The sequence below is a fragment of the Amycolatopsis sp. MEPSY49 genome (assembly GCF_051337345.1).
Classification (GTDB): domain Bacteria; phylum Actinomycetota; class Actinomycetes; order Mycobacteriales; family Pseudonocardiaceae; genus Amycolatopsis.
Window position 1 is genome coordinate 1,154,378 of record NZ_JBDLYJ010000002.1, and the last position, 25,766, is coordinate 1,180,143.

At 70.8% G+C, this 25,766-nt stretch carries 20 protein-coding genes; 10 read left to right on the plus strand and 10 right to left on the minus strand.

Annotated elements, in window-relative coordinates:
• The first annotated feature begins 25 nt into the window (after positions 1-25).
• From ABFJ78_RS14450 to ABFJ78_RS14470, 5 genes are all read left to right on the plus strand, one after another.
• Positions 26-1,408: an FAD-binding oxidoreductase gene (locus tag ABFJ78_RS14450; RefSeq protein WP_436386630.1), complete on the plus strand. Its 1,383-nt coding sequence runs from the start codon at positions 26-28 to the stop codon at positions 1,406-1,408.
• Positions 1,390-2,685, plus strand: coding sequence for a class I SAM-dependent methyltransferase (locus ABFJ78_RS14455; RefSeq protein WP_436386632.1), 1,296 nt, complete (start codon positions 1,390-1,392; stop codon positions 2,683-2,685). The genes ABFJ78_RS14450 and ABFJ78_RS14455 overlap by 19 nt, the downstream gene beginning before the upstream one ends.
• Positions 2,686-2,785: 100 nt before the next feature.
• Positions 2,786-2,989 (plus strand): cold-shock protein, encoded by a 204-nt coding sequence (locus tag ABFJ78_RS14460; RefSeq protein WP_004558414.1) that lies wholly within the window; start codon positions 2,786-2,788, stop codon positions 2,987-2,989.
• A gap of 291 nt (positions 2,990-3,280) precedes the next feature.
• Positions 3,281-4,213 (plus strand): acyl-CoA desaturase, encoded by a 933-nt coding sequence (locus tag ABFJ78_RS14465; protein WP_436386636.1) that lies wholly within the window; start codon positions 3,281-3,283, stop codon positions 4,211-4,213.
• 55 nt (positions 4,214-4,268) lie between these two features.
• Entirely contained in the window at positions 4,269-4,811 is a 543-nt protein-coding gene (locus ABFJ78_RS14470; RefSeq protein WP_436386639.1) for a polysaccharide deacetylase family protein, read from the plus strand.
• On the opposite strand, the gene ABFJ78_RS14475 is transcribed toward ABFJ78_RS14470, so the two are convergent.
• On the minus strand, positions 4,798-5,817 hold the full coding sequence (locus ABFJ78_RS14475; protein WP_436386642.1) for an endo-1,4-beta-xylanase: 1,020 nt from the start codon (positions 5,815-5,817) through the stop codon (positions 4,798-4,800). The genes ABFJ78_RS14470 and ABFJ78_RS14475 overlap by 14 nt on opposite strands.
• A 69-nt stretch (positions 5,818-5,886) precedes the next feature.
• Here ABFJ78_RS14475 and ABFJ78_RS14480 point away from each other — a divergent pair, with 69 nt between their 5' ends.
• Entirely contained in the window at positions 5,887-6,948 is a 1,062-nt protein-coding gene (locus ABFJ78_RS14480; protein WP_436386645.1) for a LacI family DNA-binding transcriptional regulator, read from the plus strand.
• A gap of 211 nt (positions 6,949-7,159) precedes the next feature.
• Here ABFJ78_RS14480 and ABFJ78_RS14485 read toward each other — a convergent pair whose 3' ends face one another.
• The 4 genes from ABFJ78_RS14485 to ABFJ78_RS14500 are packed head-to-tail and all read right to left on the minus strand — an operon-like array spanning position 7,160 to position 13,283.
• Entirely contained in the window at positions 7,160-10,183 is a 3,024-nt protein-coding gene (locus tag ABFJ78_RS14485; RefSeq protein WP_436386647.1) for a glycosyl hydrolase 115 family protein, read from the minus strand.
• Between the two features lie 15 nt (positions 10,184-10,198).
• Positions 10,199-11,023: a carbohydrate ABC transporter permease gene (locus tag ABFJ78_RS14490; RefSeq protein ID WP_436386649.1), complete on the minus strand. Its 825-nt coding sequence runs from the start codon at positions 11,021-11,023 to the stop codon at positions 10,199-10,201.
• Positions 11,023-11,994 carry a carbohydrate ABC transporter permease gene (locus tag ABFJ78_RS14495; protein WP_436386652.1) on the minus strand — a complete coding sequence of 324 codons (972 nt, stop codon included), beginning with the start codon at positions 11,992-11,994 and terminating at the stop codon, positions 11,023-11,025. The genes ABFJ78_RS14490 and ABFJ78_RS14495 overlap by 1 nt, the downstream gene beginning before the upstream one ends.
• Positions 11,991-13,283 carry an extracellular solute-binding protein gene (locus ABFJ78_RS14500; RefSeq protein WP_436386654.1) on the minus strand — a complete coding sequence of 431 codons (1,293 nt, stop codon included), beginning with the start codon at positions 13,281-13,283 and terminating at the stop codon, positions 11,991-11,993. Before ABFJ78_RS14500 ends, ABFJ78_RS14495 begins: the two co-directional genes overlap by 4 nt.
• A gap of 133 nt (positions 13,284-13,416) precedes the next feature.
• Here ABFJ78_RS14500 and ABFJ78_RS14505 point away from each other — a divergent pair, with 133 nt between their 5' ends.
• The 4 genes from ABFJ78_RS14505 (at position 13,417) to ABFJ78_RS14520 (ending at position 19,087) form a co-directional block, all read left to right on the plus strand.
• A complete protein-coding gene (locus ABFJ78_RS14505) occupies positions 13,417-14,427 on the plus strand; it encodes a LacI family DNA-binding transcriptional regulator (protein WP_436386656.1) in 1,011 nt (336 codons plus the stop codon).
• 90 nt (positions 14,428-14,517) lie between these two features.
• Positions 14,518-16,986: a glycoside hydrolase family 3 N-terminal domain-containing protein gene (locus tag ABFJ78_RS14510; protein WP_436386658.1), complete on the plus strand. Its 2,469-nt coding sequence runs from the start codon at positions 14,518-14,520 to the stop codon at positions 16,984-16,986.
• The gene (locus ABFJ78_RS14515) at positions 16,983-18,200 is read left to right on the plus strand and encodes an SGNH/GDSL hydrolase family protein (protein WP_436386660.1); all 1,218 of its coding nucleotides are present in this window, start codon (positions 16,983-16,985) and stop codon (positions 18,198-18,200) included. Before ABFJ78_RS14510 ends, ABFJ78_RS14515 begins: the two co-directional genes overlap by 4 nt.
• Before the next feature lie 239 nt (positions 18,201-18,439).
• A complete protein-coding gene (locus ABFJ78_RS14520; protein WP_436386662.1) occupies positions 18,440-19,087 on the plus strand; it encodes an Asp23/Gls24 family envelope stress response protein in 648 nt (215 codons plus the stop codon).
• A gap of 42 nt (positions 19,088-19,129) precedes the next feature.
• Here ABFJ78_RS14520 and ABFJ78_RS14525 read toward each other — a convergent pair whose 3' ends face one another.
• The 5 genes from ABFJ78_RS14525 to ABFJ78_RS14545 form a co-directional block, all read right to left on the minus strand.
• Positions 19,130-19,693, minus strand: coding sequence for a dihydrofolate reductase family protein (locus ABFJ78_RS14525; protein ID WP_436386664.1), 564 nt, complete (start codon positions 19,691-19,693; stop codon positions 19,130-19,132).
• A gap of 68 nt (positions 19,694-19,761) precedes the next feature.
• Positions 19,762-22,878 carry an ATP-binding protein gene (locus ABFJ78_RS14530; protein WP_436386666.1) on the minus strand — a complete coding sequence of 1,039 codons (3,117 nt, stop codon included), beginning with the start codon at positions 22,876-22,878 and terminating at the stop codon, positions 19,762-19,764.
• Complete coding sequence (locus ABFJ78_RS14535; protein ID WP_436386669.1) at positions 22,878-23,543, minus strand: hypothetical protein; 666 nt, start codon at positions 23,541-23,543, stop codon at positions 22,878-22,880. The genes ABFJ78_RS14530 and ABFJ78_RS14535 overlap by 1 nt, the downstream gene beginning before the upstream one ends.
• Positions 23,540-25,171, minus strand: a complete 1,632-nt coding sequence (locus ABFJ78_RS14540; protein WP_436386671.1) for a KGGVGR-motif variant AAA ATPase — start codon at positions 25,169-25,171, stop codon at positions 23,540-23,542. The genes ABFJ78_RS14535 and ABFJ78_RS14540 overlap by 4 nt, the downstream gene beginning before the upstream one ends.
• A gap of 3 nt (positions 25,172-25,174) precedes the next feature.
• Entirely contained in the window at positions 25,175-25,759 is a 585-nt protein-coding gene (locus ABFJ78_RS14545) for a TIR domain-containing protein (RefSeq protein WP_436386673.1), read from the minus strand.
• Between the last annotated feature and the right edge of the window lie 7 nt (positions 25,760-25,766).

The window sequence follows — 25,766 nt, forward strand, 5'->3', positions numbered from 1 at the left end:
GTCGGCGTGAGGCAGGATCGAGTTCGTGACCATCGATCAGGCCGGGGTGCCGGAAGCCCCGCCGTTTCCCGAACACGAAGCCCGCGTCGACGCGCTGCGGCGGCAGCTCACGGCGATCGCCGGTGAAGCGACCGTCCGGCTCGCGAAGCGCACCTCCAACCTCTTCCGGTCCCGGGCCGCCGCGAGGCACCCCGGGCTGGACGTCTCCGGCTTCACCCACGTGCTGCGCGTCGACCCCGCCGGCCGCACCGCCGACGTCGAAGGGATGGTCACCTACGAACAGCTCGTCGACGCCACCCTGCCGCACGGCCTGATGCCGCTGGTCGTGCCGCAGCTGAAGACCATCACCCTCGGCGGTGCGGTGACCGGCCTCGGCATCGAGTCCTCGTCGTTCCGCAACGGCATGCCGCACGAGTCGGTGCTCGAGCTCGAGGTGCTCACCGGCGACGGCCGGATCGTCGTCGCGACGCCGGACAACGAGCACCAGGCCCTCTTCCGCGGCTTCCCCAACTCCTACGGCACCCTCGGCTACGCGCTGCGCCTGAAGATCGTCCTCGAACCGGTCAAGCCGTTCGTGGCGCTGCGGCACGTCCGCTACCACGACCGGGACACGTACTTCAGGGCCCTCACGGAAGCCTGCGACAGCGGCGAACACGACTTCGTCGACGGCACGGTCTTCGGCTCCGACGAGCTCTACCTGACCCTGGCGAGCTTCACCGACAGCGCGCCCGCGACGAGCGACTACACCTGGCTGGACATCTACTACCGCTCGATCCAGCGGCGGGAGACCGATCACCTCACCGTCCGTGACTACCTCTGGCGCTGGGACACCGACTGGTTCTGGTGCTCACGCGCGTTCGGCGTCCAGCACCGGTTGCCGCGGCTGCTGCTCGGCCGCCGGTTCCTGCGGTCCTCGGTCTACTGGAAGGCCGTGGCGCTCGACCGCCGGTTCCGGATCGCCGAGCGGCTGCTCAAGCTGCGTCGCCTCCCCCCGGAGGAGACGATCGTGCAGGACATCGAGGTCCCGATCGGGCGCGCCGCGGAGTTCCTCGAGTTCTTCGAACGGGAGATCCCGATCAGTCCGGTGTGGATCTGCCCGCTGCGGCAGCGCCCCGGCGGCGTGCGCTGGCCGCTCTACGAGCTGGACCCCGAAGCGCTGTACGTCAACTTCGGGTTCTGGTCGGCCGTCCCGCTCGACCCCGGCGAGCGCGACGGCGTGCACAACCGGATGATCGAAGCGGAGGTCACCCGGCTGGGCGGGCACAAGTCGCTGTACTCGGACAGCTTCTACGCCGAGGACGAGTTCTGGCGGCTCTACAACGGTGACGCCTACCGGGACCTCAAGCGGACCTACGACCCGGGCGGGCGGCTGCTCGGCCTCTACGAGAAATGCGTCCGCCGCCGGTGAAAGGAACGAACGTGAACCAGGCAAGCATCCCGGTCGGCGAGGTCTTCGAGCGCCTGCTCGGCCCCCGCGCGACCGTGTCGATCACCGCCTACGACGGCAGCAGCAGCGGCCCGGCCGACGCGCCGGTCGCGATCCAGGTGCGCTCGCCCCTGGCCCTGGACTACCTGATGTCCTCCCCCGGCGACCTCGGCCTCGCCCGCGCGTACGTCGCCGGCGCGCTCGACGTCACCGGTGACCTGTACACGGCGCTGCACGCGCTGGCGGCGCAGGTCGACCAGCTCAGCGCGGCCGACCGGCTGTGGCTGCTGCGCAAGCTCGGCCCGCGCCACCTGCGCGTGGTCAAGCCGCCCGCCGAGGAGCACCCGAGCCGGTTCCGGCGCGGGCTGACCGCGCTGCGGCATTCCAAGGAGCGGGACAGCGAGGCCATCGCCAGCCACTACGACGTGTCCAACCGGTTCTACGAGCTGGTCCTCGGCCCGTCGATGGCCTACACGTGCGCGGTGTTCCCGCACGAGGGCGCCTCGCTGGAGGAGGCGCAGGCGCACAAGTTCGACCTCGTCTGCAAGAAGCTGGGCCTCAAGCCGGGGATGCGGCTGCTGGACGTCGGCTGCGGCTGGGGCGGCATGGTCGCGCACGCCGTCCGGCACTACGGCGTCGAGGCCATCGGCGTCACCCTCTCGCGCGAGCAGGCCCAGTGGGCGCAGAAGAACATCGTCGCGCTCGGGATCGCCGACCGCGCCGAGATCCGGCACCAGGACTACCGGGACGTCACCGAAACCGGGTTCGACGCGATCTCGTCGATCGGCCTGACCGAGCACATCGGGGCCCGCAACGTCCCCGGCTACTTCCGCTTCCTGGCCGGCAAGCTCAAGGCGCACGGTCGCCTGCTCAACCACTGCATCACCAACCCCGACACGAGCGTCGCGCACCGCTCACGCGGGTTCATCGACCGCTACGTGTTCCCGGACGGCGAGCTCGAGGCCCCCGGCGAGCTGATGACGGCCATGCACGACGCCGGGCTGGAGGTGCGGCACTCGGAGAACTTCCGCGAGCACTACGCGAAGACGCTCGCCGGGTGGTGCGCCAATCTCGACCGGCACTGGGACGAGGCGGTCGCCGAGGCCGGCGCCGGGCGCAGCCGGGTGTGGGCGCTCTACCTCGCGGCCTGCCGGCTGGCCTTCGAACGCCGCGAGATCGAACTGCACCACATCCTCGGCGTGCGGACCGACAGCGAGGGCGGGATGGGCATGCCGCTGCGACCCGATTGGGGAGTTTGACCACCGGGGGTGGCCTCTTTGGACGGGTAATGGGAGGATGGTCCCGAGACCGGGTGTCCGAACGGGGCGCCCAGGCTCACTACAAAGAGTAGGTATGGGTATGGCTCAGGGCAGTGTCAAGTGGTTCAACGGCGAAAAGGGCTTCGGCTTCATCGCGCAGGACGGCGGGGGTCCGGACGTGTTCGTCCACTACTCCGAGATCCAGGGCAGCGGCTTCAAGTCGCTCGACGAGGGTCAGCGCGTGGAGTTCGAAATCGGCCAGGGCCAGAAGGGCCCGCAGGCCCAGCGCGTCAGCGTCATCTGAGCCACGAGGCGCCCGAAGGCCCTCGCCCCCACCGGGGCGGGGGCCTTCCTCGTGCGCGGCCACACTGCGGGCTCACAACGATCAGGTAACATGGATCAGAGCGAGAGCACCTCAGTACACCGGCGTCCGACCGGCATTACTCTCGCCTCGTGGCCACCGGGGCCCGATCGCCGAACAGGAGCGGCGACGCGCCCGGCCACCCGCAGACCGCAGACCGCCGGGTGTTTCGCTCCCCGGCCTCCCGTGCGTGAGCCCCGCTCCGCGCGCGATCGACTTCGAAACGAGTAGTGCATGACAGCCTCTGTGAAGGCTCCCCGTTCCGTCCCCAAGCCCGTGCTATCCGGCCGCCAGACGGTGGCCGAGCTGATCACCATCCGGACGTTCCTGCTGGTCCCGTTCCTCGCGCTCGCCGCGGCCGTCCCGGTGTTCTGGGGCTGGGGCGTCAGCTGGCTCGACCTCACCATCGGCGGCGCGTTCTTCGTCGTCTCGACGCTGGGCGTCACCGTCGGCTACCACCGTTACTTCACCCACGGCGCGTTCCGCGCGAAGCGGGCGCTGCGGATCGCGCTGGCCATCGCCGGCGGGCTCGCCGCGCAGGGCCCGGTGATCGGCTGGGTCGCCGACCACCGCCGGCACCACGCCTTCTCCGACCGCGAGGGCGACCCGCACTCGCCGTGGCTGTTCGGCACGTCGCCGGTGGCGCTCGCCCGCGGCTTCTGGCACGCCCACATGGGCTGGCTCTTCGGCCGGGACAAGACCAACGTCGACCGGTTCGCCCCCGACCTGGCGGGCGACCGCGACATGCGCGTCGTCGACCGGCTCTTCCCGCTGTGGGTCGTGCTGAGCCTGCTGCTCCCGCCGCTGCTCGGCGGCCTGATCACGCTGTCGTGGTGGGGCGCGCTGACCGCGTTCCTCTGGGCCGGGCTGGCCCGGATCTCGTTCCAGCACCACGTGACGTGGTCGGTGAACTCGATCTGCCACATGATCGGCGAGCGCCCGTTCGCCAGCCGCGACCGGTCGGCGAACTTCTGGCCCCTGGCGATCCTGTCGATGGGCGAGTCCTGGCACAACACCCACCACGCGGACCCGACGTCGGCCCGCCACGGCGCGCAGCGCGGGCAGATCGACATCTCGGCCCGGGTGATCTGGGCGTTCGAGAAGCTGGGCTGGGCGTGGAACGTCCGGTGGCCCACCTCCAAGCGGCTGGCCGCGCTGGCCCGCTGACGAAAGCCCGCCGAAAGTCCTTGCCACCGCGGCGGCGCCGGGCGATCTTGGCCGGATGGACGCGGTGGCACTGACCTTCGACGACGGCCCGTACCCGTCGACCACGCCGGCGCTGCTGGCGGCGCTCGGCGGGGTGCGGGCGACGTTCTTCCTGTGGGGCGAGCACGCCGCCGCGCACCCGGCGCTGGTCCGGGAGATCGCGGCCGCCGGCCATGTCATCGGCAACCACACGTGGACGCACCCCTACCTGACGGGCCTCTCCCCCGAGGCCCGCGACCAGGAGGTCCGGCGGACGCAGGACCTCCTGGTTTCGCTGACCGGCGTGCGCCCGGCGCTGTTCCGGCCGCCTTACGGCGACACGGATCCTTCGGTGGCGCGGACCGTCGCCGCGCACGGACTGACCGAAGTGCTGTGGACCGTCGACACCCGCGACTGGGCGGGCGCCTCCACGGACGAGATCGTGGAGGCGGCCGACCGCGCCGAGCCGGGCGGCGTCGTGCTGTTGCACGAAGGCCGCCCGGCGACCGTGGCGGCGGTGCCGCGGATCCTCGCGGCGCTCGCCGCCCGCGGCCTGCGGCCCGGACTCACCAGGGGTTGATCCGCAGGTACGCCGGCTTCGGCTGCAGGTTCTCGTCGAACAGGCAGGCCGCCCCTTCGCCGGGGAACACGTCCGGCACCCACGAATGCCGGTCGGTGAAGCCCCACGTCGTGAACTCGACGCACCGCCGGACCGCCTGGCAGCCGTCCCACAGCTGGTCGAAGTAGCTTGCCTGCGTGTCCAGCTTCGCCGCGTCGGGCGGGGTCGGGATCCGCACGTCGGCCTCGGTGACCGCGGTCTCCACGCCGATCCTGGCGAAGCGGGCCAGGTTTTCGCGGTACTGGCCCGGGAAGCCGTACTGGATCGACAGGTGCCCCTGGATGCCGACGCCGTCGATCGGCACGCCCTGCCGCCGCAGCGTCTTCACCAGGTCGTAGACCGCGTCGCTCTTCGGGTTGATCCCTTCGATGTTGTAGTCGTTGATGTAGAGCTTCGCGTGCGGGTCGGCCGCGTGCGCCCAGCGGAAGACGTCCGCGACGAAGCCGTCGCCGAGCTTCTGCCGGAAGACGGTGTCGCGGCGCGTGCCGTCCTCGTTGAAAATTTCATTGACGACGTCCCAGGCGCGGATCTTTCCCTTGTACCGCTTGACCTCCGTGGTGATGTGGTCGCGCAGGACGCGACGCAGCTCGTCGGCGGGCAGCGCGGCGACCCAGTCCGGCAGTTGGGAGTGCCAGACCAGGGTGTGGCCGCGGACGGTCTTGTGGGTCGCTTGCGCGTACCGGACGATCGCGTCGGCGCCCGACCAGTCGTACTGCCCGCGGACGGCTTCGACCGTCCCCCATTTCATCTCGTTCTCGGGCGTCACGTTGTCGAATTCACGGGTGAGCACGGCCCGGTAGTCGGGTTCGTTCGCCAGGTATGCGGCCGCCACCGCACTGCCGACGTACTTGTGGGTGATGGCTTTCAGCGGAACCGACGCCGAAGCCGCGGGCGCCTGCCCCACGGCAATACCCGCGACGATCGCCGCCGTCATCAGCGCGCGTTTAATAGGAATTCTTCGCAGCATCTGCATCCTCCAATTTCCGAAAGTTTCGAGGTGTGTCAAACCGGGTTTCGATGACCTAGAATCTCCTCCATGACAACGAAGTCCGACGATCCCGAGCCCCTCCCGTCCCGGGTCACCATCGCCCGGATCGCGGCCGAAACCGGGGTTTCCGTGCCGACCGTTTCGAAAGTGCTCAACGGCCGCCCCGACGTCGCCGAAAGCACCCGGGCGAGAGTGGAAGCCGTCATCGGGAAATACGGTTACCGCCGCCGGGCCGACGAACGGTCCCGCCGTTCCCGCTTGCTGGAACTGATGTTCCACGAACTCGAAAGCACCTGGGCGCTGGAAATCATCCGCGGGGTCGAGTACGTCGCCCGCGAAAACGGAATGGCGGTCGTGCTGGCGGAATCGTCGGGCCGGCACACGCCCGGCCAGAGCTGGCTGGAAAGCGTCCTGGCGCGGCGGCCGGTCGGCATCGTTTCGGTGTGCTCCGACTTCACCGGCGGGCAGCTGGCGAAGCTGCGGGCCCGCGACATCCCACTGGTCGTGGTCGACCCGGCCGGCGCGCCGGGGCCGGAGACGCCCTCGATCGGGGCCACGAACTGGCAGGGCGGGCTGACCGCGACCCGGCACCTGGTGGAGCTGGGGCACCGGCGGATCGCGATGATCGGCGGCCCGGACGGGGTGCTGTGCAGCCGGGCCCGGATCGACGGCTACCGCACGGCGCTGGAGACGGCGGGGCTGGCGTTCGACCCGGCGCTGGTGCGCAAGGGCGACTTCCACGTCCGGTCGGGTTACCGGGAGCTGGCGTCATTGCTGACCCTCCCGGATCGTCCGACGGCGGTGTTCGCGGGCAGCGACCTGCAGGCGCTGGGGGTGTACGAGGCAGCGCGCGACGCGGGGCTGCGCATCCCGGACGACCTGAGCGTGGTCGGCTTCGACGACCTGCCGGTGGCCCGCTGGCTGACCCCGGAGCTGACGACGATCCGCCAGCCGCTGCAGGAGATGGCGGCGGCGGGGGCCCGGTTGGCGATTTCCCTCGCGCGGGGGACGCACCCGGAGAGCCACCGGCTGGAGCTGGCGACGAGCCTGGTGGTCCGGCAGAGCACGGCCGCCCCGGCGCACCAGGTGGTGTCGGTCGGCCGGGCTTGAGCGACCGGCGAGGGCCGGCGGTCGTTCCCGGACTTCCGCGCCTGAGCGACCGGCGAGAGTCGGCGGTCGCTCCCGGACTCCCGCACGTGCGCGACCGGCGAGGGCCAGGCCCTGCTCCCGGACCTCGGGGCGCCGGAATTGTCGGTGCCCACCGGTAGAGTGGAAAACGGGGGGCGCCCCCGGCGGGCGCTCGGCAGGTTCCCGGGCCCGCTCATCCCGGCCACCGCATGCTCTCCGGCGGCCCCAAGTAACTCGGCCGCAGGCCGCCGGTGTCGACCACCAGCTTCTGCACCACCACCGCCGGATCGACCATCCACACCTTCAACACGTGCGTGCCCGCCCCGACCTCGTGCCGCGTCGACGTCAGGTTCACGTTGTCCGAAGTGGTCCGCTCCCACTGGCGGTTCATCGTCATGTCGTCCGCACCCGTGGCCTTCGTGATGTTCACGACCTGCGGTGCCGCGTCGTCGAACGACACCGCGTACCGCAGACCGTCCCCCTGCAACACATTGCTGCGCGGCGACAGGTACGCCCACACCGTCACCGGCCCCGGCGTCACCAGCGTCAGCCGGTACTCCAGCCGCGGGCCCGCCCCCGCCGCGCGGCTCGGCGCCGTCACCGGGAACGGCGTCATCCCCGCGCCCGTGCGGCCCAGGTCCGGGATCGCGCGCCACGCGACCGGGCCGGCCGGCACGTTCGCGCTGCAGTGCGCGGCTTCCATCGACACGTAACCACCGGCCTCGACGAACCCGCGAACCGGCACGTCCGGGTGCCGCACGACCGCGTCCACCACCACCGACTGCCCCGCGCCCGACACGGTGATCGGCACGGTCGTCGTCCCGCGAGGCGCCCGGCTCCAGTCGATCCGCACGGTCATCCGCAGCTCCTCCTCCACGCGGCCGCCGCGCGGCTCGACCCGGACCCACGGTGCCCCGGCGACGGAGACCTGGCACCGGAACGGCGTCCGGCCGCGGTTGAACACGTCGATGTACTGCGCCGGCGCGCTCTGGTACGGGCTGAACTCCGGCAGCACCGGACGTCCCGCGGCGCCCGGCCACGCCTCCGCCGATCCGTCGACCGCGACGCCCAACGACGGACCAGCAGGCAACTCGATCCGCCGCACCGCGGGGAAGATGACGTCCGGCAGCGCGACGTTGTTCAGCTCCGGCTGCTGCCACGGCGCGTTGGGCCCGTACCGCGCGACGTCGCCGTAGTCGATGTGCGGCTGGGTCTGGAACCCCTTCCACTTGCCGCCCGCGATGCCCGTGTTGTACTTCTCCGCGAGCGCCAGGTCGTCGGCGAAACGGGCTTCGGTGACGGCGGCCAGCCCGTTGGCCGACGCGCGTCCCTGCGCCGCGTACAACAGGTTCGTGAACTCGGCCCGCCGCAACGCGTACAGGTTCGCCGACGCCGTGACCGCGTACCCCACCAGTTCGTAGAACGCGTCCCGGTGGGCCGCCGGCACCCGCGCGGAGATCCGCGCCGTCCGCGCCGCGAGGTCCTGCCACTCCTCGGTGACGCGGTCCAGCTCGCGGTAGTCGACCAGGCTGAACGGCGTCATCTGGTCGTCGTAGGTGATCACCCCGGCGCCGTCCACCGTGATCCGCCGGTTCAGCAGCTCGGGCTTGCGACGCGACTGCAGCCGCCCGTAGTCGTGCAGCACCGACGCGATGTCCGACGCGAGCGCGGACCCGAAGTTCTCCGAAGCGAACGAACGCTCCCATGTGGACAGACGGTCGACCGGCAGGGACGCGGGATCCCACGCGTAGTCGAGGAAGAACTGCAACGGCAGCTCGTTGCCCTTCATGTCGCCGACGTTGGCGACCCACAACCGGTCGTTCCCGTAGGACATGGCCTGGTGCAGCTGCTCCCACGTGTTCGCGAGCAGCGCGGTGTCGACCCACTTGTAGTTGCGGCCGCCGCCGACGTAGTCGAAGTGGTAGTACAGCCCGTACCCGCCGAGGTGCGGCGGCAGCGAAAGGTCCGGGTGCTTGCGGACGTTGCCCCAGTTGTCGTCGGTGAACACGACGATGACGTCGTCGGGCGGGCGTAGGCCCTGGGCCCAGTACCGCTGGACCTCCTTGTACAGCGTCCACACCTGCGGGACGTCCGTGCTCAGCTCGCGCGCGAGGATGTCCCGCTCCGCCGCGATGATCTCCCGCATCAGCTCGATGCCGTCGCCGTCGGGCAGGCTGACGTCGCCGTTGCCGCGCATGCCGAGCGTGACGACGCCCTCGAAGTCCTCGCGGGCCATCCGGCGGATGCCGTCGGTCCAGTAGGCCTTGATGGCGTCGCCGTTGCGGCGGAAGCTCCACTCCCCCGTGCCGCCGTACGGGTCGTGGCCCGGTGTCACGATCGTCCCCGACGAGTCGCGGACCGCCGGGACCGCGTGCCGGTTCCACTCCTCGATGCCGCGCATCATCGGCGCCTCGTGCGAGGTGCCCATCACGACGCCGTACTCCTTGGCCGTGGCGTGGTTGAGCGGGTCGTCCTCGGCGAACGCGCGGCCCCACACCGCCGGCCACAGGTAGTTGGCCCGCAGCCGCAGCATCGTCTCGAAGATCTTCGCGAAGAACAGGTGGTTGAAGCCGTTCGGGAAACCCGGTGCCTTCCCCGGCCCGAAGTACGCCGGTGCCCACGTGCCGAGCGCCGGGTTCTCGTCGTTGATGAAGAACCCGCGGTACTTCACCCGCGGCGTCCCCAGGCTGAACCGCTCCTGCGGCAGGTGCAGCTCCGCCTGCCGCCGCGGCGGGACGTCGGCCCACCAGTACCACGGGGAGACGCCGATGCGCCGCGAGACCTCGTAGACGCCGTAGATCACGCCCCGCTGGTCGCTGCCGGTGAGCACGAGCCGGCCGTCGACCACCTGGCTCAGCGACGTCTCCCACTTGCCGGCGATCCCCCGGACGTCCAGCCGGCCGGCGGCGACCAGGGAATCGACCAGCGGGCTGTGGCCGAGCGTGCCGACGAGCACGACCGGCCCCTCGGCGGGAGCGACGTCGAACGCGACCGCGGGCCGCACGCCCGTGACGCGTTCGACGTCGGCGGCGAGGTCGCCCACGACTCGCCGCACCCCCGGCCGATCACCCGAACTCACGACGATCGTCGCGGCTTTCCCCCGCGACACCAACGGAAACCCGGTCCCGGCCTCGGCGAGCCCCGGGAGGACTGCCGAGCCGGCCCCGGCCAGCGCGAGCAACTGCAAGAAGGCACGACGGTGGACCTCGGACGGCACGGCAGACCTCCTGAGTCAGCCCTTCACGGATCCGGTCAGCCCGCCGACGATGCGCCGTTCGGCGAGCACGAAGAACGCGAGCGCGGGGATCATCGACAGCGCGGTGAACGCGAGCACGCGGGCGGTGTCCTGGGAGTACTGGGACTGGAACGTCGCGACGCCGAGCGGGAGCGTGAAGTGCGCGGAGTCGTTGAACACCAGCAGCGGCAGCAGGTAGGCGTTCCAGCTGGTGACGAAGGCGAGCACGCCGACCGTGGTCAGCGCCGGCGTCGACAGCGGCAGCAGGATGCGCCAGAAGAACCCGAGCCGGGTCGTGCCGTCGAGGACGGCGGCGTCCTCGAGCTCACCGGGGATGGCGTGCATGAACGGGCGCAGGATCACGATCGTCACCGGCAGGGAGAACGCCGCCTCCGGGATCGCCACCCCCCAGAAGCTCTCCAGCATGCCGAGCTGGCGCAGCCACAGGTACAGCGGCAGCGTCGCCACGGTGAGCGGGAACAGCAGGCCGATCGTGAACAGCGTGTAGAACGCCTCCCGGCCCTTGAAGTGGTACCGCGAGAGCGCGAACCCGGCCATGGAGCCCAAGCCGACGGCGACCGCGGTCGCGATCACGGCGATCAGCGCGCTGTTGCCGAGGAACGTCCAGAACGCGCTCGAGCCGAGGACCGAGGCGTAGTTGTCCGTCACCCACGGGCCGGGCAGCCCGGCCGGGTCGTTGTTGATCTGCGCGTTGGTGCGGAACCCGCCGAGCACGACGAACAGCAGCGGCACGAGGGTCACGCCGATCACGACGATCGCCGCGAGGTAACCCATCGACAAGCCGAACGGGCGAGAGCGCATCAGCCCACCATCCTCGTCAGAGCGCCCTGGGTGTCGCGGCGGAGCGCGAACCGCTGGTACAGCAGGGCGAACAGGAAGCAGATGACGAAGAGGATGACCGCCACCGCGGAGCCGAACCCGAACTCGTAACGCTTGAAACCGTGGTCGACCAGGTAGGTCGCCATCGTCGTCGACGCGTTCGCCGGCCCGCCGGTGGTCATGATCCACACGACGTCGAACAGCTGGAGCGAGCCGATCACCGACAGGAAGATCCAGATCCGGATGGTCGGCCCGAGCAGCGGCAGCACGACGTGGCGCGTGGTCTGCCACGCGGAAGCACCGTCGAGCGCCGCGGCTTCGCGCAGCTCGGCCGGCACCCCCTGCAGCCCGGCGAGCAGCAGGATGATGCCGAACCCGATGAACTTCCAGGTGACCACCACGAACAACGTGTAGAGCACGATGCTCGGGTCGGCCAGCCACTGGTGGATCAGGCCGCCGAGCCCGGCGCCCTTCAGCATCTGGTCGGCGAACCCGTTGGGCTGCAGCATGAGCACCCAGATCACCGCGGTGATCGCCTCGGACAGCACGTACGGCGCGAACACCAGGGCGCGCAGCACCGCGCGGCCCCGCAGCTTCCGGTTGAGCAGCATCGCCAGCCCGATCGACAGCGGCAGCTGCACCACGATCGACAGGCCGGCGATGATCAGGTTGTGCCCGATGGCGCCCTGGAACACCTCGCCGCTGAAGGCGTCGACGTAGTTGTCGAGGCCGATGAACTTGTCGAGCGGGCCGAAGCCGTTCCACTGGAACAGGCTGTAGAACCCGGCGATCCCGATCGGCACCAGGACGAACCCGGCGAACAGCAGCAGGGCCGGCCCGAGCAGCAGCGCCAGCTCGAGCCGCTTGCCCAGGCCGGGGCGCCGCGCCCGGGGCCGGGCCGCCGGTGCGGACGGCTTGTCGGCCGTCCGCACCGGTGACGTCGCCGTGGTCACTTGTTGCCCGCCGCGGCCTGGTTGACGGCGGCCACGATGCCTTCGGGCGTGCCCTGGCCGGCGAACATGTTGGCCACCGCGTCGTTCAGCGCCGCGCCGACCGCGGTCGGGAACGCCTTGTCGAAGTACATCTGCAGGTACGGAGCCTTGGTCCCGTAGTCGAAGACCTCTTTCAGCGTGTCGGTCTTCAGCGACTTCGCCGCCGCGGCGTTCACCGGCAGGCCGGTCCCCTGCGACGCGAGCTGGGTCTGCACCGGCTCGGAGTTCAGGTACTGCAGGAAGTCCGCGCACGCCTTGGACGCGCGGCTGGTGCAGGCGAAGCCGTCACCGCCGCCGAGCACGGCCGCCGGGTCGCCCTGGCCGCCGGCGACCGACGGGAACGCGAACCAGCCGATCTTCGAATCGAGCTGCTTGTCATCGGTCAGCGACGACATCGTGCCCGGCTCCCAGTCGCCCTGCAGCTCCATCGCCGCCTTGCCGTTGGCGACCAGGCCGGCCGAACTGCCCGCGCCCTGCTGGGCGGGCGTGCCGGCGAACCCGGTCTGGAACGGTTGCGTGGCCAGGAAGTTCTTCAGGTCCTGCCCGGCCCTCGTCCAGCACGGGTCCTCGAGCTTGACCGCCTTCACCGACTGCTTGAGCACGTCGGCGGAGCACTCGCGGACCGCGAAGTAGTTGTAGTAGAACGCGTCCGGCCAGCGGTCCTTGCCGCCGACGGCGATCGGTGCGATGCCCTTGGCCTTCAGCTGCGAGACGGCGGCGTTGAGCTCGTCCATCGTCTTCGGCGGCGCGGTGATCCCGGCCTGGGTGAAGAGGTCCTTGCGGTACCAGAAGCCGACGAAGTGCTGGGCGAACGGCACGCCGTACTGCTTGCCGTCGACCTGCCAGCTCTCCGCGAACTTGCCGGCCTGGCCGATCCACGACTTCGTCGCGTCGGTGATGTCGGCGAGCTTGCCCGAGGTGACCTGCGAGGCGAGCTCACCGGCCCCCCAGGACTGGTAGACGTCCGGCGGCTCGGCGCCCTGCAGGGCGAGGGGCACCTTGGTGGGGAAGTCCTCGTTCTGCAGCGGCTGCGCCTTGATCGTGACGTCGGGGTGCGCCTGGTGGTAGTCGACGACGACCTTCTCCCAGATCGACTTGATCGGGTCGGTGGTGCCGTTGTGCCACCAGGTGAGGGTGACCGGCCCGCTCGGCTGGGCGGGGGTTTCGCTCCCCCCGCTGCACGCGGAAAGCGCGAGCGGGACGACGGCCGCCAGGGCGGCGAGAACGGGGATCCGGCGTTTGACAGACATCGTGGGTCCACTCCTGACGACTTCGGCCGAGTTGGACGGGGCGCGACTGCGCCCGGGTTGGCGAAGAGTCTGCTCCCGGGCAAATCGGATGTCAATCGTTGTCGATAACGTTTTCCATGGTTAGTCTGAGCCGATGCAGCCCAGTTCCAGGGTGACCATCCGTGACGTCGCGGCCCGGGCCGGCGTCTCGGTGGCCACGGTGTCCAAAGTGATCAACGAGCGCTACGGCGTCTCCGCCGCGACGCTCGCGAAGGTCCGCGCGGTGATCGAAGAACTCGGCTACGAGGCGAGCCTCGTGGCCCAGAGCCTGAGAAACCACCGGACCAACGTGATCGGGATCCTGGTCGCCGACCTCGAACCGTTCTCCACCGAGCTGCTCAAAGGGGCCGCGGACGCCATCCGCGGCAGCGGGTTCGAGCTCGTCGTCTACTCCGCGGGCGGGCGCACCGGCGACCCGTCGGGCTGGGAAAAGCGGTACCTGTCCCGGCTTTCCGGCACCCTGGTCGACGGTGCCGTGCTCGTCACGCCGGCGGTCTCGCTGGAGGCCGTCCCCGGTACGCCGGTCGTCGCGGTCGACCCGCACACCGGGCCGTCACACCTGCCCACCATCGACTCCGACAACCTGCGCGGGGCGCAACTGGCCACCGAGCACCTCCTCGAGCTGGGCCACCGGCGGATCGCGTTCCTCTCCGGCCGTCCCGACCTCGAATCGGCGACGCTGCGCAAGGCGGGTTACCTGCGCGCGCTCGAAGCCGCGGGAGTGCCGGCCGACGAGAGCCTGATCCGGATCGGTGCCTACGACCCGGAGGTCTCCGCCGCCTCGGCCCACGACCTGCTGACCGGCCCGGACCGGCCGACCGCCGTGTTCGCCGCGAACGACATCTCGGCCATCGCGACCGTCGGCGCGGCCCGCGAGCTGGGCCTTTCGGTGCCCGACGACCTTTCCGTGGTCGGCTTCGACAACGTCCCCGAGTCCGCGCTCTGCAGCCCGCCACTGACCACAGTGGACCAGCCGATCCGCGAAATGGGCCACCGGGCGATCAGCATGCTCATCGCGCTGATCAACGGCGACGAGGTCCCGCGCACGCACGTCACCCTCGACACCGGCCTCGTGGTGCGGCACTCCACCCGGGCCCTCTCCTGATCTCCCTGTGACATCCGGGGCTTCGCCCCGGGCCGGGGGCGTTGCCACCCGGACCCCCGAAAGCTCCCCTCTGACGAAGGGCGGAAAGCCTTGACCACGCAGCCTGCCACGGCTCCCGAGCCGTGGCGCGACCCCGCGGCCGATCCCGCCGAGCGAGTCCGCGCCCTGCTGGACCGGATGACCTTGCGCGAGAAGCTCGGCCAGCTCTACGGCATCTGGGTCGGCATCGACTCCGGCGGCGAGGTGGCGCCGCACCAGCACGACTTCGACGACCCGGCGGTCGACTTCGACGACCTGGTCCGCCACGGCATCGGGCAGCTGACCCGCGTCTTCGGCACCCGGCCGGTCGACCCGCTGGTCGGCGCGCACAGCCTCGCGCGCACGCAGCGCCAGATCGTCTCGAGCAACCGGTTCGGCATCCCCGCCGTCGTGCACGAGGAATGCCTCACCGGGCTGGCCGCGTGGCAGGCGACGATCTACCCGGCGCCGCTGTCCTGGGGCGCGACGTTCGACCCGGACCTGGTGCGCCGCATGGGTGAGCGCATCGGGCAGACCATGCGGGGGCTCGGCGTGCACCAGGGCCTCGCGCCGGTCCTCGACGTCGCCCGCGACCTGCGCTGGGGCCGGATCGAGGAGACCATCGGCGAAGATCCTTATCTGGTCGGGACGATCGGGAGCGCGTACGTCGCCGGGCTCGAGTCCGCCGGCGTGATCGCGACCTTGAAGCACTTCGTCGGGTACTCCGCATCCCGCGCCGGACGCAACCTGGCACCGGTTTCGGCAGGACCGCGGGAAATCGCGGACGTCCTGCTCCCGCCGTTCGAGCTGGCCCTGCGCGCGGGCGCCCGGTCGGTGATGAACACCTACACCGACATCGACGGCGTCCCCGGCGCGGCCGACCCGTCCCTGCTGACCGACCTGCTGCGGGACACCTACGGGTTCAGCGGCACCGTCGTCTCGGACTACTTCTCCGTGGCCTTCCTGCACCGGCTGCACGGCGTCGCGGCCGACCGCGCCGACGCCGCCGGGCAGGCGCTGACCGCGGGCATCGACGTGGAACTGCCCACCATGGACTGCTACGGCGAGCCGCTGCTCGCCGCGGTGGAAGGGGGCGCGGTCGACGCCGCCGCCGTCGACCGCGCCCTCGAGCGGGTGCTGCGGCAGAAGTGCGAGCTGGGCCTGCTCGACGCGGATTGGGCGCCCGAGGTACCCGAAGAAGTCGACCTCGACGATCCGTCATCGCGCGCGCTGGCCCGCGAAGTGGCCGAGAAGTCCATTGTCCTGCTGCAGAACGACGGGACGCTGCCGCTCTCCCCCGGCGCGTCGATCGCCGTGGTGGGGCNGCTGGGCCTGCTCGACGCGGATTGGGCGCCCGAGGTACCCGAAGAAGTCGACCTCGACGATCCGTCATCGCGCGCGCTGGCCCGCGAAGTGGCCGAGAAGTCCATTGTCCTGCTGCAGAACGACGGGACGCTGCCGCTCTCCCCCGGCGCGTCGATCGCCGTGGTGGGGCCGCGCGCGGACGCGCCCGGCGCGATGCTCGGCTGCTACTCCTTCCCGCTGCACGTCGGCGTCCACCACCCGGACGTCCCGTTCGGCGTCTCGGTGCCGACGGTGGTCGAGGCGCTGCGGGAGTCCTTCGAAGTCACCTACGCGCTCGGCTGCCCGGTCACCGGCGGCGACGACGACGGGATCGCCGAGGCCGTCGCCGCGTGCGATTCGGCGTCGGTGTGCGTGGCGGTGCTGGGCGACCTGGCCGGGCTGTTCGGCGGCGGGACGTCCGGCGAAGGCTGCGACGCGGCCGACCTGCGGCTGCCGGGCCGCCAGGAGGAGCTCCTGGAAGCCCTGCTCGCCACCGGGAAGCCGGTCGTCGTGGTCCTGCTGTCGGGGCGGCCGTACGAGCTTTCGCGGCAGATCGACCGCCTCGCGGCGGTGGTTTGCGGCTTCTATCCCGGCGAGGAAGGCGGCCCGGCGCTGGCGGGTGTCCTCAGTGGACGGATCGACCCCTCCGGCCGGCTGCCGGTGAGCTTCCCGGCGGCCGGCGCGAGCCAGCCGTCGACGTACCTCGCCGCGCCGCTCGGGCGCCGCAGCGAGGTGAGCACGGTCGACCCCTCGCCGTTGTTCCCGTTCGGGCACGGGCTTTCCTACACGCCGGTGACCTGGGCCGACGTGAGCGCGACGGGGTCGCTGTGGCCGACCGACGGCGTCTGCCGGGTCCGGGTGACGCTGCGCAACGAGCACGCGCGGACGGCGTCGGAAGTGGTCCAGGTGTACCTGCACGACCCGGTCGCGGAGGTCGCGCGGCCGGAGCGCCAGCTGATCGCGGCCCGCCGGGTCGCGGTGGAACCGGGGGCGACGGTGGTGGTGGACATCGGGCTGCACGCGGATCTGACGTCGTACACGGGCCGGGCGGGCCGCCGCCTGGTCGAGCCGGGCGACGTCGAACTGCGGGTGGGGACGTCGAGCGAGCAGATCGTCACGACCCTGCACTGCACGCTGACCGGCCCCCGGCGTTACGTCGGCGTCGAGCGGGTGATGACGCCGGAGTTCGGGTCGTGAAGCGCACGCTGGCCGTCTTCTGCCTCGCGGTCCTGACCGCGTTGTTCGTGGGTGCGTCGGGGCGGCCGCCCGCGTCGCACTGGGTGGCGACCTGGACGTCGATGCCGCAGCTGACGGAGCCGGCCAACATGCCGCCGGCGCCGTTCACGGGTACCGACCGGGTGCTGGACAACGCTTCCGTGCGCCAGACCGCGCACGTTTCCGTCGGCGGGCCCCGGATCCGGCTGCGGTTTTCGAACGCCTTCGGCGGTTCCGCCCTGCCGCTCACCGCGGTTTCGGTGGCCCGGCCGGTTTCCGGCGCCGCCGGCGTTTCCGCGGTGGTGCCGGGCAGCGTCGTCCCGGTGACGTTCCACGGCAAGCCGTCGACGACGGTGCCGGTGGGCGCACAGGTGGTGTCCGATCCGCTGCCGTTCCCGGTGCGCCCGTTCGAGAACATCACGGTGACGACGTACCTGGCGCACGGCCAGGCGTCGCTGTCGATCACTTCGCACCCGGGCTCGCGCACGACGTCCTACCTGATGGCGGGCGACCAGGTGGCCGCTCCCGAGCTGCCGGGTGCGACGCCGGTCGACCACTGGTACTTCCTGAGCGGCGTCGAGGTGCTGTCCCCGGCGTCGGCGGTGGCGGTGATCGGTGACTCGCTGTCCGACGGCCGTGGGTCGACGACGAACGGCAACGACCGCTGGCCGGACGTGCTGGCGTCGCGGATCCCGGCCGCCGTCGTGAACCAGGCCGCGGGCGGCAACCGCGTGCTGCAGGACGGCCTGGGCCCGAACGTCCTGGCCCGGCTGGACCGCGACCTGCTGGCGACGAGCGGCGTGTCGTGGGCGATCGTCTTCGAGGGCGTCAACGACATCGGCACGGCGGCCCCCGACGCGGCGGCGGCCACGGCTTCGGACCTGATCGACGCGTACGACCAGATCCTGACGCGGGCCCACGCGGCCGACATCCGGGTGTACGGCGCGACGTTGACGCCGTTCGGCGGCAACACCGGCTACGACTCGCCGGAGCGAGAAGCGGCCCGGACGTCGGTGAACGCGTGGATCCGCGGCCACTTCGACGCGGTCCTCGACTTCGACCGGGTGGTCCGCGACCCGGCGGCCCCGGCCCGGCTGCTGCCCGCCTACGACGTCGGTGACCACCTGCACCTCAACCCCGCGGGGTACCGGGCGCTGGGTGCCAGCATTCCGCCCGGCCTATTCCGCGCGGGGTGAAGGAATTGTCCCGCGGGCCGGAAGTGGACAATTCCTGGACGCCATTTCCGGCCCGCGATCACGGACCGGCGAACCCGGTCTGACGCTGGGTGATCAGTGGTCCAGTCAACGGGTATCCGTTGGGACACAAGCGAGTCTCGAACTTCCGGGTCCGGTGACGTGGATCACCGGCCTGCCCCTATCATGTCGCCGTCTGCTCGTCCCCCATCCGCAGTCGACGATCCCGAAAAGGGGAAATCATGTCCGACGTCATCAACAGCATCTTCGGTCGCGCCCAGAACGAAACGCCCAGTTCAGAGAGCTACGAGTACGGCACCACGGCCACCGGCACGGTGGACGCGGGCACGACGGACACCGAGACCGTCGAGCCGGCCGGGGACACCGCCGAGGTCGAGACCGAAGGGGACACCGCCGAGGCCGTCTCCGAAGAGGACACCGCCGACGCCGACGAGGCCGTCTCCGAAGAGGACACCGAGTCTTCGGATTCCGCCGAGGACACCGAGGAAGCGGTTTCGGAGGAAGCCGAGGCTCCGGCCGTGGAAGAGGCGGAGGTGCCGGCCGCCGTGGCGGAAGAGCCGTCGCGGCCCGCCGCGGGCACCCGCGGCAGCACGACGGTGGCCGACGGCGTCGTCAGCAAGATCGTCATCCGGGTCGCCCGCGGGGCCGAGGGCGTGCACGAACTCGACGAGGCGGGCACGTCGGTCGAGGTGGACGGCGAGGTCGCCACGATCGCCGTGACGCTGGTGGTCGAGTTCGGCCGCGCGGTCAAGACGCTCGCCGAGCAGATCCGCGTCCAGGTGATCGAGGCGGTCGAGGAGTACCTCGGCCTCGAGGTGGCCACGGTGGACGTCCACGTCGCCGACATCCACTTCCCCGACGCGGACTGATCTCCTGACCGGTTCCGGGGCTCCGCGCGACCCCGGGACCGGTCAGCGGCGCACTCGGTAGCGCAGGTGGAGAACGTCGCGGTCGCTCAGCTGCCGGACGAGGTCCAGCTCGATCTGCTCCCCTGCCCCGAACAGACGGCGGCCGCCGCCGAGCAGCACGGGCACCACGTGGAGTTCCAGCTCGTCCAGCAGGCCCGCCTTCAGCAACGCCTGCGCGGCACTCGCGCCGTGCACCATGACAGCGCGGCCACCCGCGGCCGAGCGCGCTTCTTCCACGCACGCAACGACATCCGTGTAGAACCGCGCGCTCCCCGGCGGCGTGTCGGACGGGTCGACGTGGTGGGTCAGGACGTGGATCGGCACGCCGTCGTGGTGATCGCCGTTCCAGCGGCCGGCCAGCTCGAAGGTCCGCCGGCCGGAGATGATCGCCCCGGTCGCCATGGCCTCGGCGTAGACCTGCGCGCTCGCCCCGTCGCCGTGCCGGTCGTCGAGCCAGTCGAACAGCCGGAAGCCGCCGCGGCCCAGCTCCTGACCGGGCCGGTCGTCCGGCCCGGTCACGAAGCCGTCGAGCGACGTGGTCATGTACAGCCTGATCGGTCCGGTCATCGCGGACTCCCTCCTGGAGTGGGCTACACCGGTGCGTCGAACGGGGAACCCGCGGATCGACAGGCCCGTCACTCCCGTTCGTCGCGCGCCCGGGCGATCACCTCCTCCAGGCGCAGGGGGCTGGCCGGGTGGTGGGACAGGCACAGCGGCGTCGCCACCTGGCGGAACCCGAACGCCTCCCCCGCCACGTAGAACTGCGCGCGCTCCAGACGGGAGATGTCCGCGACCGGGCTTCCCTTGGCCCGCGCCAGTTCGTTCGCCGCGGCGATCTGCGCCGGGCTGTTCAGCCGGCCGAAGAACTGGGTCATCGCGTTGCCGACCACCTGGTTGTGCAGCCCCTTCGGCGCCTGGGTCGCGAACAGCAGCCCCAGACCGTACTTGCGCGCCTGCGAGGCGAGGACGATCGTGCTGCGCGTACTCGCCGTCAGCGTCCCGGACGCGGCCATCGTCTGGGCTTCGTCCATCACGAACAACGCGCCCAGCGGCCGCTCGCCCGCCGGATTGCGCTTGATCCAGGCGAACAGCTCCATCTGCAGCTGGTTGACGAAGTTCTGCCGCTGCTCCTCCGCCTGCAGCCCGACGAAGCTGATCACCGACACCCGCGCCCGCTTGCCGTCCGCCGGGGTGAGCAGCGCCCCGGGATCGACGGGCTCGCCACCGCCGGCGAAGAGGGGGTCGTTGACCATCGCGGCCTTGAGCACCTCGGCGAGCCCGGCCGCGATGCGCGGGGCGTCGTTGAGGTTGCTGACGTCCTCGGGCAGGTCGGTCAGCAGGTCGATGAGTTCGGGCAGGCTGCGCGACCCGGTCCGAGCGTGCCGCACGACGGCCTGTCGCAGCACGGCGAGCCCGATGTTCGTCTTGGCGGTGCTCCCGGTCAGCCGCGCTTGCGGCGCGAGGGTCGCGACGGCCACCTCGACGGCGGCGGCGAACTCGTCGGAGTCGTCGAGAACCCCGGCGAAGTCCGGCAGCGGCTGGAAGGCGAGCGGCCGCCCGGTGGCCCGCCCGGGCGTCCAGACGACGACGTCGGTCTCGGCGAGGTACCGCTTCGCCAGCTGGGCGTCGTCGGGCCCCCAGCCATCGGGCGGAGTGGGCCAGGCGTCACCGAGCCGGGCGAGGTCGTTGTTCGGATCGAGGACGATCGCGGAGACCCCGAGCAGGGCGCACTCCTCGATGATCCGCCGCAGCAGCACGGTTTTCCCGGAACCGGACCCGGCGAAGACGGCGGCGTGCTTGCGGAGGGCGGAGAGTTCGATCCGGACGGGTTCGCCCGAGCCGACGACGGTCCCGAGGGTGATCTCCCCTTCGGCGGGCGGTGTAGCTGCCACCGTGGGCAGCGTGGCTGCTGCCACGGGCGGCGGGTGCGTCCCTTCGGCGGGCTGCCCCGACGGCTTCTCCGGCAGGACGGCGGAGAGCAGCTCGGACCGGCTGGCGGGGCGGCGGTCGATCAGCCACTCGTGCAGTTCGCGACCGCCGTTGCCGAGCATCTTCTGCAACGCCCAAAAGGTCCGCGCGTCCGCATCGGAGAGGCGGATCGTCTTCCCGCCCGCGGCCGTGAACTTCACGACCTCCTCCCGCGTCTTGGCCCCGCGTCCCCAGGCGTCCCGCAGGATTACGAGGTGCCGGTTGTCGGCCCCCTGCAATTGCCCCGCCGCGGAGCGGGCCTTGCGGAACCGGCTCAGCGCGGCACGGGGGTCCCGGGCCGCGATCGCCCGGAAAACCCAGTGCTCTTGGAGGTCCGCTTTCTCTTCGAGCGTCCGAGTGAGCCAGGCGTGTACTTCGCTTCGCCCGTTCTGGCGCTCGCACGACCACTCCATGTCGTCGTCGCCGACCTCGGTGACCCAGCAGCGCAACGCCGCGGAGAGCAGATCGGGCATCACCTTGTCCACGGTCTTCTCGGCGAGCAGTGTGCCCGGGTCCGCTTCCGCCCTCAGTGCTTCGAACTCGGCGTCGAGTTCGGCGAACCGGTCGGTCTCCACCGCCGTACGCACGGGAGCGACCGGCACCTGAACCTTCTCGTCGAAGGACGTGAGCTCCCGGACCTGCCCGGCCCGCAGGCAAACGTCGATGTGCGCACCGATGCGCTTCAGCAGTTCTCTCGGTGTCCACTGGTCCCACGGCCCCTCGAACGCGGCGGGAGCCACGGGCCACGTGGGATACGGCGGGGTGAAGTCCAGGGACTCGTAGACCACCCCGAGCCGCTTTTCCACCAGCGCCCGGCCGACTCCGGCCTCGGTGATCCGGCCGAGCGTCACCGACTCGCGGAAGCGGTCGGGCACGGTGCCGGCCGCCTTCGTCTTGATCTGCTCCCAGGTACTGGGCAGGCAGGCCAGCACGGTCAGCGTCTTGTGGGTGACCTCCCGCAGGCCCATGAGCCCGTCGGCGATCCGCGCGACGAGCAGGTCTTCTTCGGCGCTGTCACCGGTCGCCTCGGTGCGCTTCATCGACCGGGCGACGAGTGTGTCGAGCTGGTCCACAGCGATCACGACTGGCCCGGTCAACGCGAGCAGCCGGGTGATCTCCTGAACGAGGACGCGTGCGGGTTTCGGCCGCGAATAGATGTTCCACGTCCGGGCTTCGGAGGTGAGTTCGGCGTCCCCGTCCAGGTAGTCCTCGCCGATGTACTTGATGCCGCGGTCCCGGCTGGCGATGAGCACGAGGGCGCGCGCGGTGTCTCCGCACTCGTCGCCGACCATCTCGCTGAGGGACGACACCCCGTCGACGAACGCCTCGACATCGTCTTTGGTCAACCCGCGTCCGCGCCGGATCCTCGCCTCGACTTCGGCGTCGACGTGGGCTCGCAGGCAGACACGCAACAGGAAGCTCTTCAGCTGCGAGTCGCCCGAGTCGTCCGGGCGGGCCAGCCCGCGGCGCAACGCCTCGGCCGTGTTCTCCCAGAAGGCCTCGGCCGCGGTAACGTCGTCGAGGAAGAAGTACCCGCGTGCGCGGTGCACCTGGCGGCGGACAAGCCCCAGGAGGTGAGTCTTGCCGACCCCCTTGAGCCCGCGCAGGACCAGCCCGATCGGGCTGGGACCGTCGCTGACCGCCGCCTCCCGGATCCCGGTGTCGAGCGAGGCCAACGCGTCGGCGTGCAATCCGTCGACGTGGTAGGGCGAATCCCGCCAGACGTGGTCCGGCGTGTCCGCCCAGTCGAAGCTCAGGGTGGCCAGTGCCTTCAGCTCGTCCATCACAACGCCTCGATCGAGAGCAGATGGTTGTCCTCACCGCCGATGCGGATCGCCGCCTCGCGGTCGGCCGGGGTGAGCACCTTGCGGTTGTCCTCCGGGACGAGGTGCGCCTTGCCCGCGCGGCTCATTTCCTTCAGGACGGCATCGACCTCGTTCGCGGGCGCGCCGAGCTTCGGCCGCAGGTCCACCAGCGCCACCCAGCCACGCGGTTCTCTGACCAGTTCGCGGTAGGCGACGCGGATGCGGTCTTCGAGGTCTCCGGCCGTCGTCGCTTCGGCGATCGGTCCGGGCTCCGCCCGCGTCTCGCCCGGGCCGAAGACGTGGAACAACCGCTTGTTCTCCCGCACGAGGTACTCGTTCAAACCACCCAGCAACACGTACAGGGCCGACGCCAACGTGCTCTGCCCCCGGGGCGGTGGCGGATCGCCGGCGGCCAGCTCCTCCTCGCACCACGCCCAGCCGCTGTCGCTCAGGACGTGCACGAAACTCTTCCTCGGCCCGGTCGGCTCGCTCTCGACGTACCCCAGCGCGTTCAGGTTCGTCCGGTCCTTGCCGGTGAGCGTGAACCCCACGACCTCCTGCAATTCCTGGTTGGGCACTTCGCGGCCCAGCACCATCAGCGTGAACATCGCCGCGGTCTGCTTGTGTCCCAAGCGGTCGGTCATCCGAGATCCTTCCGGTGGTTCGGTTTCGTCGTGGTCCGGGCGCGGACGTCGAGAGTCCTCAGTAGCCAGTCGATCGACTGGCGGACCTGCGGGGGTGCCGCGTGCAGGTCGTCGTTCGAGGAGCGGGATTTGATCGCGATCGCGAGGTCCGTCGCCAGGTCGCGAGTGCGGCCGCTGTCTCCCGACCCGACCGCCGGCTGCAGGGCCGTCACCAGTTCGTCGACGAGGTCCCAGCGCGACGCGCGCAGCTTCGCTTCGCGGGCCCGGCCCAGCAGCCCGGGCAGGTCGAGGTCGTCGTCCGGTTCGACCAGCGGGGTGAATCCCTTCAGCTGGCCGATGAGGTCGCGCGCCACCCCGGCCGGGCCGCGTGCGTCACTCAACCGCAAGTAGCGGAGGTTCCCGACGTAGCCCGGCAGCCCGGCCGCGTCGGTGCCCGTGGTGAGCACCGGGATCACCCGGCGGTCCTGGCCGAGCGTGCGGTGCAGGAACAGCTCGACCTCGGCCGATTGCCAGCGGCTCACCTTGCCGTCGACCAGCAGGCACAGGTGCCGGGCGTCGTCTTCGGCACGCGCGAGCAGGGACCGGTCGCCGGAGAGTGACTTCACCACTCGCACACCGCGCCTTTCCAACGCGCCGACCAGCTCGTTCGCGATGCCGACCAAGGGACGCGGGATACTGACGCGCACTTCGTACTTGAACTCCCGCCGGCTCGTGCGCACGGCCGCCACGTAGGCATCGCGGTTCTCCGCCAGCAGGTCGGTGCGGTCGAGCCGGCAGGCGATCACCGCCGCGACCGTCTCCAGCGCGAAGCCGATCTGGTCGGCGCTCGGTGTCTGTTCCGACAGCACCGGCAGCTGCTCACCGAAACTCCAGTACGACACGTACGGCAGCGTGAGGTGGCGAGCCATCGTCGCCGGCTCGACGGTCTGGTCGAGCCACATCCGGTACAGCTCGGCCGTCTCGTCGGCGACGATCCGGCGCCACGTCTCCGACCGGTCGTACTCCTCCCGGTTGTCGAACCGCGAGAGCACCGGCATGACTGTCAGCCTGGCGCGGTCGAACGGCAGCAGGTTGCGTGCGGCGTCGGCGCGCCGGGCGGCATCCATCGCGCCGAGGATGCTCTGCCGGTTCGCGGTGAACAGCAGGACGAGGTGATCCGGCAGGTGCGCCGTGCAGATTCCGCCGATGTCGGAGATCCCGGTGCGGCTGTCGACGAGAACGAAGTCGTAGTGCGCGATCCACTGCTCACGGCACTGCTCGAGGTATTCGCCGAACCCGTCTTCGTACAGGCGGTCCCAGTCGATTTCCTGGACCTGGCCGACGTACCCCGGATCTTCGCGGCCTGCGGCGAGGAGGTCGAGAACACCGACGTCCGTCAGCCTCTGGACGTGCGCCTCCGGCCTGAAGCGGCCCTGCCGGAAATCGTCGACGAGGTCGACCACACCGCCGCTCGGACGCGCGGGCAACCGCGGCCGGAAGTAGTCGCCGAGACCGGGGGCTTCGAGGTCCCAGTCGAGGCAGAGGACGCGGTGGCCCCACCGGGCGAGCAGCACGGCGATGTTGGCCAGCGCGAAGCTCCGGCCGACCCCGCCCTTGTAGGAGTAGAACGTGAAGATCGAACCCGGCATCCGTCAGAACCTCGGCCTTCGTGCCCGCTTCAAGGGTTCCGGGGCCGGGGTGCGCACCGGCCAGTCGTCCCGCCACTCCGGCGCTCGTTCGATGAGGTCCTCCAGCTCCGCGGCGACTTGCTTGATCTGCTGGTGGAACTCGAGGTAGGCCGGGGCGGCCTGGAAGTGTTCGAACGGGTGGTTCCACTGCTGCAGGTCACGGGGACGCCGCGCGTGGGCCCAGTCGGGGAAGTTCCGGGAGTCGCAGAAGATCACCGGGTAGATCAGGGGGCTCCGGTGGTCCCGCCGCGGACCGGCGGTCAGCGCCTCCCGCTCCTCCATCGTCGCCCACTCGGCCAGGCACCACTCGTCCCGGAAGTACTTCGGCGAGCAGACCGGAACCAGCACGCGGGAACGCTGCAGTGCCGAGCTCAGTTCCGCCGGCCACTGCGCCCCGACGCGCACCTGGTCGTCGAAGAATATCCGCACGTCTTCGTACCGGTTGTTGTCGAGCACTTCCAGCAGACGCGGGTGAAAATGGTGGCGAATCCACGCCGATATGTCGGTCGCGGCACGTTGGAAGCTGATGAAGACGTCGTACTCGTACACGCGTGCC

Coding starts and splice junctions, on each gene's coding strand:
- ABFJ78_RS14455 (WP_436386632.1), top strand. CDS start 1,390: ATGCGTCCGCCGCCGGTGAAAGGAACGAACGTGAACCAGGCAAGCATC.
- ABFJ78_RS14460 (WP_004558414.1), top strand. CDS start 2,786: ATGGCTCAGGGCAGTGTCAAGTGGTTCAACGGCGAAAAGGGCTTCGGC.
- ABFJ78_RS14465 (WP_436386636.1), top strand. CDS start 3,281: ATGACAGCCTCTGTGAAGGCTCCCCGTTCCGTCCCCAAGCCCGTGCTA.
- ABFJ78_RS14470 (WP_436386639.1), top strand. CDS start 4,269: ATGGACGCGGTGGCACTGACCTTCGACGACGGCCCGTACCCGTCGACC.
- ABFJ78_RS14475 (WP_436386642.1), bottom strand. CDS start 5,817: ATGCTGCGAAGAATTCCTATTAAACGCGCGCTGATGACGGCGGCGATC.
- ABFJ78_RS14480 (WP_436386645.1), top strand. CDS start 5,887: ATGACAACGAAGTCCGACGATCCCGAGCCCCTCCCGTCCCGGGTCACC.
- ABFJ78_RS14490 (WP_436386649.1), bottom strand. CDS start 11,023: ATGCGCTCTCGCCCGTTCGGCTTGTCGATGGGTTACCTCGCGGCGATC.
- ABFJ78_RS14500 (WP_436386654.1), bottom strand. CDS start 13,283: ATGTCTGTCAAACGCCGGATCCCCGTTCTCGCCGCCCTGGCGGCCGTC.
- ABFJ78_RS14505 (WP_436386656.1), top strand. CDS start 13,417: ATGCAGCCCAGTTCCAGGGTGACCATCCGTGACGTCGCGGCCCGGGCC.
- ABFJ78_RS14520 (WP_436386662.1), top strand. CDS start 18,440: ATGTCCGACGTCATCAACAGCATCTTCGGTCGCGCCCAGAACGAAACG.
- ABFJ78_RS14525 (WP_436386664.1), bottom strand. CDS start 19,693: ATGACCGGACCGATCAGGCTGTACATGACCACGTCGCTCGACGGCTTC.
- ABFJ78_RS14530 (WP_436386666.1), bottom strand. CDS start 22,878: ATGGACGAGCTGAAGGCACTGGCCACCCTGAGCTTCGACTGGGCGGAC.
- ABFJ78_RS14535 (WP_436386669.1), bottom strand. CDS start 23,543: ATGACCGACCGCTTGGGACACAAGCAGACCGCGGCGATGTTCACGCTG.
- ABFJ78_RS14540 (WP_436386671.1), bottom strand. CDS start 25,171: ATGCCGGGTTCGATCTTCACGTTCTACTCCTACAAGGGCGGGGTCGGC.